7 protein-coding genes and 2 tRNA genes are annotated in these 9,176 nt (G+C 60.7%); 7 read left to right on the top strand and 2 right to left on the bottom strand.

The genetic code is table 11. The features are described 5' to 3' along the window. On the top strand, positions 1–2,504 hold a 2,504-nt coding region (locus C0V72_RS15415), incomplete at its 5' end, for a hypothetical protein (RefSeq protein ID WP_233999984.1). Positions 2,505–2,739: 235 nt separating this feature from the next. Here the strand turns inward: C0V72_RS15415 and C0V72_RS15410 are convergent. Further along, the gene (locus tag C0V72_RS15410; protein WP_101795023.1) at positions 2,740–3,519 is read right to left on the bottom strand and encodes an acyl-CoA thioesterase; all 780 of its coding nucleotides are present in this window, start codon (positions 3,517–3,519) and stop codon (positions 2,740–2,742) included. Positions 3,520–3,679: 160 nt separating this feature from the next. Here C0V72_RS15410 and C0V72_RS15405 point away from each other — a divergent pair. From C0V72_RS15405 to C0V72_RS15380, 6 genes are all read left to right on the top strand, one after another. After that, positions 3,680–3,753, top strand: a tRNA-Cys gene (locus tag C0V72_RS15405). 50 nt (positions 3,754–3,803) lie between these two features. Then, a tRNA-Thr gene (locus C0V72_RS15400) sits at positions 3,804–3,879 on the top strand. Next, positions 3,854–5,020 carry a glycosyltransferase family 2 protein gene (locus C0V72_RS15395; RefSeq protein ID WP_233999983.1) on the top strand — a complete coding sequence of 389 codons (1,167 nt, stop codon included), beginning with the start codon at positions 3,854–3,856 and terminating at the stop codon, positions 5,018–5,020. The genes C0V72_RS15400 and C0V72_RS15395 overlap by 26 nt, the downstream gene beginning before the upstream one ends. Continuing rightward, entirely contained in the window at positions 5,007–5,696 is a 690-nt protein-coding gene (locus C0V72_RS15390) for a class I SAM-dependent methyltransferase (RefSeq protein WP_101795021.1), read from the top strand. The genes C0V72_RS15395 and C0V72_RS15390 overlap by 14 nt, the downstream gene beginning before the upstream one ends. A 4-nt stretch (positions 5,697–5,700) precedes the next feature. Further along, complete coding sequence (locus C0V72_RS15385; protein ID WP_101795020.1) at positions 5,701–6,084, top strand: GtrA family protein; 384 nt, start codon at positions 5,701–5,703, stop codon at positions 6,082–6,084. Further along, positions 6,081–7,643 (top strand): hypothetical protein, encoded by a 1,563-nt coding sequence (locus C0V72_RS15380; protein WP_101795019.1) that lies wholly within the window; start codon positions 6,081–6,083, stop codon positions 7,641–7,643. The genes C0V72_RS15385 and C0V72_RS15380 overlap by 4 nt, the downstream gene beginning before the upstream one ends. On the opposite strand, the gene C0V72_RS15375 is transcribed toward C0V72_RS15380, so the two are convergent. Further along, complete coding sequence (locus C0V72_RS15375) at positions 7,640–9,094, bottom strand: N-acyl-D-amino-acid deacylase family protein (RefSeq protein WP_233999982.1); 1,455 nt, start codon at positions 9,092–9,094, stop codon at positions 7,640–7,642. The two genes, C0V72_RS15380 and C0V72_RS15375, sit on opposite strands and share 4 nt — an antisense overlap. Positions 9,095–9,176: the final 82 nt, after the last annotated feature.

Raw genomic sequence — 9,176 nt, 5'->3', positions numbered from 1 at the left:
CCCGCTCCCGCAAAAGGGCAAAGTGGACGACTTTTACGCCGCCCGCAGCAACACTTCGTCGCCGCTACCGTGGTCTAATTTTGCACCGCCGTTCTCATAAGTTTCTGGCTCTCTATAATGACTTAGAAGGACGGATTGAAGGCACTAATCAAAGCTCAGACGTTCATTATTTATATACTCTTTGGGTTCTTGCCACGGCCTGTATTCGCAATGGCCGATTGAAAAATTCTGACGTCGACACTGACAAAAAGAAGAAAAATCTGGTCTCGATCCTGCAGCCACTTGCTGCAGATACCGCACGCCCAAACAATGCTCTCGAAGCCAAGACTTACCTCGTACTCATAGATGTCCATGAGGCGATGATAGACGAAGCGCAAAATGGATTAGACGATTGTTGGCGGGCACTCGGCGACATTCTAGATGCGTCCAAGCCCTTGGGGGCATATCCGGTGGAGTTGCTAGAGAGCGTTGTTAGTGAATTTGGTTCTGTCATAGATAGTCCCGAATTCGACGAAGTTTACACCAAGCTAACCGAGGTTATCGCTCAAAGACGGAGCGATGGGGCGGCAGGTCAGGCTCATATCAAGAGGGCTTTCCAAAAGCTCGAACTTGAAAATCCCTATGAGGCGATCCGTTGGCTTGGGCGAGCCGAAGAGCTGCTCCTTAAGCGCGAGTACAGGGACGAACTGACTCAGGCATTACTAGGTAGCAGCGGGGCATACAGCGTTGTGGGTCTGCGATGGGCGGCGAGGAATAGAGCCTTGGCTGCTCTGGACCACACGATGCACGAGTTTAGGGAAAGCGGTATTGTCGAATGGTCGGCATGGATAGCGGCAAAGCAACTCGTCTGGTCAGAGCTTCGGCTGGGACGCGCACCCCAAGCCCTTGCTGCGCTGATTTTGGCAAAAATGATTATGTCTGCTTCAGCACCTTCGGACGAGTTGAGGGCCGAAGCCGACGAGGATTTGATCTCAATCGAAGTTGCGTTTGGGTTGTCGCTGTTAAACCTAAAGCCTGAGCAGCTTGGCAGCATTACAAAACTGCATGACATATTTGAAGAATACGATCTTGTAATCGCTGGGATGGCGACGCTGTTTTCATTAGGTCAACGACAGGCTTTGCGAACCGAGGGATATTGCCCTGCAGAGCAAACGGACCAAGACATTGAGGATTTCCTTAATCACTGGATCGCCGTACCCGGTGCAGATCAGATGCCCGACCATACGATTTTGATGGATCGCGATACCGTCGAGTTTCGGTCTGTCGTCCTTGGTTGCTCAATTTTGCTGACCAGCAATTCCGATCCCGTCTCGGTGGGCATAGCTGAGTCGATCCTTGGCTGTCTTGAAAGCTTTATGGCCACTAGCGATGAGCGCGACGTGATGCCCCACAGGGAAACGCTCCGGATTGTCATGCGGTCAAACGCAGATGAAGGTGCGGTTCCGAGTCACCGAGTTGTTGAGGACAAGGGCGCATCGTTTTTTGAAGTGAGTTATTCACCCGCTTTTCGGCAAGACAGCGCGGAAAAAATGCAGACATATCGCGATTGGCTACATGTCGCGATTGTTGAAATTGTTTGCCATTTTGCAATCGTACGTGATGTTGAAAAGTGGCTTACAAAAATCGCTGATAGTGAGCGAGGTTTCAGTCGCGCATTGCTTTTCAGCGACATGCTAACTGCGAATTGCAATGTATTCGGAAACAAGCCCCCAATTCGCATTTCGGATCATTTTAAAACCGATGCGCGTGAGTTTGCACCGCTGCGAACAGCGCCCCTCATCATAAGGGAGACAGCGGAACCGGAGATCGAGACCAGCCCGAAATATGGCGAAGGCGATCCGCCGGATGATTTCGCGAAGCCGGAGGAAATGAAGCATACTGACCGTACGGTGCTTTCTCCAATCCAAATGGATTTGTGGAACAAGGCAGGGTGGTATGGGACAGCTTTTATGATCCATCCACAATGGCCCGGTCCTCTTCTTGCTCTCCATTTTCGGGATGCTGACGCAGCAAGGCGGATTTTTGAAGATTGGAGAGAACGTTGGGGGCGTGTAGGCAGTGATGAAAATGTCCGCCTTTCAATCGTTACGGGCGTCTCCAAACGCGAACCGTTTGCTTACTCTATGCACGTCGGTCCCGTTTTCCGGACAAGTTTGGTTGAGAAAGGCAAAACATTCCTCTCCCTCTCCCGCTACATGCGTCTAAACCCGACCACGCCAGACAACTTGAATAACTTCTTGGCCGCCTACGATCAGGCAGGAGAATTTGGTTTAGCCCCCGCAATTACCCCCGTTGGGCAAAAATTTCCTGTACCTTTGTATGATCTTATCCAACCGCGAAGAAGGCTGGAAGTTCGACCTGCTTGGACCATTGAAGATCACGATCCAGACCTTTCAGTTTTGCAAGATGACGACGACCCATTTATCCCAGAGGATCAAATTGATCCACCGGTTCGGAGGGCAATGGCGCGCATAAAAGCAATTCGGAAAGCTGCGACTTCTTAGGCTCTTTGAATGTGATCGCTATCTTGAAGATGTCAGTCTCGACGAAGCGCACTGTGGTCGCTCGAATTCAGTTTTGAGCGGTTCACTATACCCCCCGTGTCAAGCACGGGGCGACGAAAAGGGGAACGTCCGCAACGGAGCCGCTTCCCGAACGGCAGCTTATCTTCGCAAACCGGGCGAAAGCGGTCGCTTGCTTGACGCCTGCGCGCTCTCACCCCGTCATCCATGCACGGCGCTACCCGAACACCGCTACGCATTGCAGTCCGTCGAGCACTTGTTTGCCATCGGCATCCCACAGCCGCAATCGCTCTGACGAATAGCCCCGGTCGGCATGCTGGCTGGCGTTTTCGGCAAGATACCAGCCACCGCGCGACCGGCTTTCCGGGTCGAGCACATTGAATGACCAGTTGATCGAACTGATCGGGCCTTGGCGCTGCATCGCCCGCATGGCTCCCGGCGGCATGACATCGCCCATCAGCACCAGTTTGGCGACCGGATCAAGATTGTGTTCCTCGATCAGCCGCGCCCAGCGTCGCACGGTCGCGCCGCGATCACTGCTCTTGGTCTGGCCGTGGCGCAGCTCGAAATTCTTGGCGACAAAGGCGGGAGCAAAGCTGTGGGTGACCACCTCGTTGTCCTCGGGCGGGCCGGGCCAATCCTCGGGCTGGCCTGAAGGGTGGACGGCATTGGCTTCGCGTCCCTCGCCAAACAACCAGAAGGCTGTCAGCGCGACCCGGCCTTCCGACAGGATCTCGCTCCGCAATTGGGTGACGTTGCGCCCCTGCCGCACGATCTCGGCCTTAAGCTCGATATGCTCGCCCACCGGCGCCACAAAGGCGACTTGCCCGGCGCGCAGGGGGGGCAGGTCCGGAAAGGCGCGGGTCGCCATGGTATAGGCCACCAGCGCCGAGGCCCCGCCGTACAGCGTGCGCCCCTGCATCCAGTCTGTTGCATGGGCAAGATGGGCGGGGCCGGGCTGGCCGGTAATAGGTTCAAGCAGGCTGGCGATCGTCATGGCCGATAGCTTTGCCGCGCGCGGCCGCTCGCGTCCAGACTGACGTAAGGGAAGGAGGCTAAAGCGCTCACCAGCCCCGCGCCAATAAAGACGCATTGCCTTTGCCGCGCCGAATCGCTAGTGCGCCGCTTCCATTCGGAGCATCTGCCCCGAACGGCTCGGCCCGATGGCGGAGTGGTTACGCAGAGGACTGCAAATCCTTGCACGCCGGTTCGATTCCGGCTCGGGCCTCCACCTTTGCATTGCGCCTGCGGCCCGCCCGGATTAGGGCCGCAAGCGGGGATGCCGCTTTAGCTCAGTCGGTAGAGCACATCATTCGTAATGATGGGGTCACGTGTTCGAGTCACGTAAGCGGCACCACCTTCCGGCCTGCGGGGTGTTTGCGCGGCACAGGCGGCTACGCAATGGCGTTGACCCATCATGCACCAACGGCCAGCATGGGAACAGCTTCAGGAGATTTGGCAAGGTGCAGGTTCCGCGATCACCAGCAGGCTCCTGCGAACTTTCCGTCGTCATTCCCGTCTATAATGAAGAAGCGGGCCTGGCCGCACTGGTCGAGCGGGTGACCGCCGCGGCCGAGCAGATTTTTGCCGACCGCTATGAACTCATCCTCATCAATGATGGTTCAAAGGATGCGAGCTGGGCCGCGATCTGCGCCCATGCCGAACGTGATCCGCGGATTGTGGCGATCAACCTGGCGCGCAATCACGGCCATCAGCTGGCGCTGACCGCCGGGCTCAATCATGTGCGCGGGCAATTGGTGTTCGTGCTGGATGCGGATCTGCAAGACCCGCCCGAACTGCTGGGGCCGATGCTGGCCAAGCAGCGCGAAGGCCATGATGTCGTCTACGGCCAGCGCGTGAAGCGGCGGGGCGAGACGGCCTTCAAACGCGGCACTGCGGCGCTCTTTTACCGGATGCTGGGCCGGATGGTCGATACCCATATCCCGCGCGATACGGGGGATTTCCGGCTGATGACGCGCCGGGTGGTGGATCAGCTCAATGCCATGCCCGAACGGTATCGGTTCATCCGGGGGCTCGTCAGCTTTGTGGGCTTCAGCCAGGTCGCCTTCCCTTACGAGCGCGATCCGCGGTTTGCGGGGGAAACCAATTATCCCCTTTCCAAGATGATCGCGCTGGCGGTTGATGCGTTGACCAGTTTTTCGGTGGTGCCACTGCGGTTTGCCTCGCATCTTGGCATGCTGTTTGGACTGGCCGGGCTGGTCTCGCTGGTTGGCATCGTTTGGGTATGGCTGCGCGGCGGCACGGTCGAAGGCTGGGCCAGCCTGGCCGCGCTCATTCTCATCATGGGCAGTGTTCAATTGCTGGTGCTGGGCGTGTTCGGCGAGTATCTCGGCCGGATGTACATGGAAGGCAAGCAGCGCCCCTTGTTCATCATTGCCGAGTTGCGCCGCCACCCGCTGGCCGTGACTGCCGACACCGCCAGCGGGGCGGTGATCATCGATGCCGAAGAGCGTGAGGGTATCCGTGTCGCAAGCTGAATTTGACGCCTATGTCGATGATTATGACGCGCAGCACGCAGCCTCCGTCAAGCTGAGCGGCGAGGATCCCGAATTTTTCGCAGCGTACAAGGCGGTCGAGACGGCCCGGATCATGGAGCGGGCAGGCATCGTGCCCCGGCAGATCATGGATTTCGGCGCCGGGCGCGGCAATTGCATTGCCCACTTGCAGCGCGAATTTCCCGATGCTGCGCTGACCGCGCTGGACGTGTCGGCCCGGTCGCTGACCCATTGCGAGGCGCGCGCGATCCGCCCGATCAACGCAGTTTGCTATGACGGGCGCACGCTGCCCTTTGCCGACGCCAGCTTCGATCTGGTCTTCACCGCCTGTGTGTTCCACCACATCCCGGCCAGCGATCACATCCGCCTGCTGGGCGAAATTCGCCGCACGCTGACCCCGCAAGGTCGGTTTGTGCTGTTTGAACACAACCCCTGGAACCCGCTGACCCGCCATGCGGTCGCAACCTGCCCGTTCGACAAGAACGCCGTGCTGATCACCGCGCCTGAAATGCGCCGCCGGTTCCGGGCCGCTGGCTTTACCGAGGTGGGCCTGCGCTGGACGATGTTCTTCCCCGCTGTTCTTGCGCCGCTGCGCCCGCTTGAACGGGGGCTCGGCTGGCTGCCGCTGGGCGCGCAGTACTGCCTCGTCGCGCGCTGACCTGATGCTGACCCGCTTGTTCCGTTTTGCGCTGACAGGCCTTGCCAATTCGGCACTTGGCTGGGCGGTGATCTTCGGCGGATTATGGGCCGGGATGAGCGGACTGGCTGCCAACGCGGCGGGCTATGCCGCCGGGCTGATGCTCTCCTTTACGCTGAACCGGCGGTATGTCTTCGGGGTCAGGGGCGCTGTGTCAGGGCGCGAAGTGACCCGGTTTCTGGCGGCGTTCGGGCTTGCCTACGGGGTCAATGTTGTGACGCTTTTGGCGGCCCAATCGGCCTTGGGCGCCGATAATCCCCTGGCGCAGCTTCCGGCCATTGCTGCCTATATCGTGATCTTTTTTGCATTGTCGCAACGTTTCGTTTTCAGGTCCGCAGTTCCCGAATGATCCTTTCAGACACCATGAACACCGTGCCCGCAGGCGGCACGCGGCCGCCGTTTGGGCTGCTTGATCGCTGGCCGGTGATCCTGCTTGTCTGCTTTGCGGCGATTGTCCCGCTGCTGCTCGTCAGCTTTCCGCCGCTGGTTGATCTTTACGGACATCTGGGGCGCTATGCGGTGCAAACCGACCTTGCAAACCGGCCCGAACTTCAGCCGTTCTATACCTATGAATGGAAACTGATCGGCAATCTGGGGGGCGATATTCTGGTGCAGGCCCTGCACCGGGTGCTGGGGCTGGAGACGGCGGTCCATTTCGTTGTGGTGCTGGCCCAGTTTCTTGGCGCGCTCGGCCTGCTGCTGATCGCGCGCGAAGTGCATGGCCGGGTCACGCCATTTGCCGTCGCGGCGATCCCGCTATTGTACGGCTACCCCTTCAATTACGGCTTCATCAATTACGCGCTGAGCATGGCACTGGCGATGCTGGCATTTGTGGTGTGGCTGCGCCTTCACCGCGCTCAGCGTACCGGGGCGGCACGGCTGTGGCTGGCCGTCGGCGGCGCGGCGATCTGGGTGTGCCATACCTATGGCTGGGCATTTCTTGGCCTGATGACAGGCTCTGCCATGCTGGCTGAAGTGTTTGCGGCGAGGCTGCGACCAGTGGCAGCCGCAGGGCGCATCGTGGGGGCGTGCTGGCCGCTGCTGATGCCGATCATCCCCATGGTGATCTGGCGCGCCGAGGCAACCGGCGCGGCGATGTCGGGCTGGTCGCTTGATTTCAAGCTGTTCTGGCTGCGCTCGCCCCTGCGGACCGAGTGGTACAGCCTTGACGTGGGCGCGTTGGCGGTGATCACCGCGCTGCTGGTGTGGGCCTTGTTCAGCAGGACGGTTCGCTATGATCGCCGGCTGGGCGTAGCGGCGGTGCTGTGTCTGGCCTTTTACTTCATTCTGCCAAACCGGGTGTTCGGGTCGGCTTTCGCGGATATGCGGCTGCTGCCTTACGCCTTTGCGCTGGGGCTGGTGGCGATCGGGCCAGTGCGGCTGGGCGCGACCGCGCTGCGCGTCGCAGGGGGAATTGCGCTGGCGCTGTTTGCCGGGCGGATGGCGATCACCAGCGCGGCCTATATCAAACAGGACCGCATCATCCAGGCAGAGCTGACCGCGCTTGAACCGATGCCGACGGGGGCGCGCATTGCCTTTTTCGTGGTCAAGCGGTGCTGGAACCCGTGGGCCGTGCCTGTGCTCGACCATGCCGTGGGCGCAGCCATTGCCCGGCGCAATGCTTTCGTGAACGATCAGTGGCAGCAGCCCGGGGTCAATCCGATGCGCGTGCGCTATCCGGCGGCAGGGCCGTTTTACCGCGATCCTTCACACCTCACCCAGCGTGAGGATTGCAGCCATCGCCTGCGGCCCAAGCTGTCCGAATCACTGGCCAAGTTGCCGCTTGCCGCCTTTACCCATGTCTGGATTATTGGCGACATCACGCGCCCGGTGTCAGTTCCCGCTGGGCTTGTGCCGGTGCCTTACGGTGGCGCGGGACTGCTCTACAAAGTCACGCCGACGCGCTAGGCCGCGCGGGCGCCAGCGCCGCGCACCAGCTGTCCGGGGCGCGCGCCGGTCGATTCGTCAAAGCGGCGGATGACTTGCCCCGCAACGATCGTCGCCTCGTAGCCGGTGGCGCGCTGGTGCAACCGGCGTCCGCCTGCGGGCAAATCACGCACCACCTCGGGCAGGTGCAGGGTCAGGCCGTCAAGGTCGATCACGTTAAGATCAGCCCGTCCGCCGACTTGCAGCGTCCCCCGGTCGGTCAAGCCCACCGCATATGCAGCCTTTTGCCCGAGCATATGCGCGGCCTCCGCCAGCCCCAGTGACAGCGGGCCATTGCCCTTCACGAACTGGGTCAGCAGACAGGTTGAATAGCTGGCATCGCAGATCGCCCCGTAATGCGCGCCGCCATCGCCAAGCCCCGGAACGCAATAGGGGTGGCGCAGCATTTCATGGGCGCTTTCCAGCGAGGCGTTTTCGTAATTGCCAAGCGCCGCGAGGAACAACCCGCGCCCCTCGGTCGCCAGCAGCCGCTCATAGGCGACCTCCTGCGGGGTGCAGCCGCGCGCTTGCGCCTGGCCGGCCATGCTCAGATGCGCAGGCGGGGCATAATCGGGCGGGTTGTCGAGCGGGAACAGCCAGCGCCAGTTGCGCGCCAATTCGTTGAAGGGGTGGCCCGGCGTGAAGTCTTCGGCCAGCAGCGCCGCGCGCAAGGCAGGGTCGCGCATGGCGGCGACCTGCTGGGGGATGGGAAGGTGGGCGATCTTCTCCCAGCTCGGGCACAGCACGAAGGGGTGGACCGTCAGCTCCAGCCCGGCGATGAGGCCGATCGGGCGCGGCATCACCTGTGCATGGGCGGTGCCGCCAGCGGCGTTGGTGGCCTCCAGCATCTCCAGCACCCGCCGCCAGCGGGGCGGCCCTTCGTTGCCGGACGCAAGGGTGAAGGTCGCCGGGCGGCCACTGGCGGCGATCACCCGTTCGATCACCCGGTATTCCTTGTCCCAGCCGACAAAGGCATCCAGCACCACCTGAAACGTGCCAGCCCCTGCATCTTTCATGCCGCAGCTGATGGCTTCGAGTTCGGCGATGTCGGTATCGAAGGTCGGGATCGCCTGTCCGTCAGCCGTCTTGTGAATGCTGAGCCGCGAGGTTGCAAAGCCGATGGCGCCCGCGCGCATCGCTTCGGCCGTCAGGCGCCGCATCAGCGCCAGATCATCCGCGGTTGCGACGTCGCGCGCGGCGCCGCGTTCTCCCATGGCATAGACCCGCAGCGGTGAATGCGGCAGGTAGGCGGCGACATCGATGTCACGTTTTCCCGCCGCGACGGTATCGAGATATTCGGGGAAGGTCTCCCAATCCCATGCCAGCCCTTCGGTCATGACAATGCCGGGGATGTCCTCCACGCCTTCCATGACGTTGATAAGCATTTCGTGATCGGCCCGGCGGCAGGGCGCAAAGCCCATGTCAATGGACACCCAGTGTTACGAGCTAAGGCGACACCCAGTGTTACGAGGTGTCTCGTTGTGACCGTGCGATGATTTCAGGGGCGGGGAGCAT

Source organism: Porphyrobacter sp. TH134 (genome assembly GCF_002855495.1).
In the GTDB taxonomy this organism is placed as follows: Bacteria; Pseudomonadota; Alphaproteobacteria; order Sphingomonadales; family Sphingomonadaceae; genus Erythrobacter.
Note: the sequence above shows the minus strand (reverse complement) of the source record. Positions and strands in the feature narration are given on the sequence as shown.